At 56.9% G+C, this 248-nt stretch carries 2 tRNA genes; both read right to left on the bottom strand.

The window, feature by feature from the left end:
• Nucleotides 1-88 precede the first annotated feature (88 nt).
• A tRNA-Ile gene (locus KH400_RS23870) sits at nucleotides 89-165 on the bottom strand.
• A 6-nt stretch (nucleotides 166-171) separates the two neighbouring features.
• Nucleotides 172-248: transfer RNA gene (locus KH400_RS23865), tRNA-Met, on the bottom strand.

The following is a 248-nucleotide window of genomic DNA, read 5'->3' as shown; positions in this document are numbered from 1 at the left end:
TTCGAACCCCCGCGCGGTTTAACCCGCCTGTCGGTTTTCAAGACCGATCCCTTCAGCCAGACTTGGGTATTCCTCCAAAACTTCTCCTTGGTGGATCCTGTAGGACTCGAACCTACGACCGGACGGTTATGAGCCGTCTGCTCTAACCAACTGAGCTAAGGATCCTAATCATGGTAGCGGCGGAGGGGATCGAACCCCCGACCTCACGGGTATGAACCGTACGCTCTAGCCAGCTGAGCTACACCGCC

This window comes from Desertibacillus haloalkaliphilus, from assembly GCF_019039105.1.
GTDB classification, from domain to species: domain Bacteria; phylum Bacillota; class Bacilli; order Bacillales; family KJ1-10-99; genus Desertibacillus; species Desertibacillus haloalkaliphilus.
The sequence above is the reverse complement of the archived record's forward strand: the minus strand, read 5'-3'. Positions and strand labels throughout refer to the sequence as shown.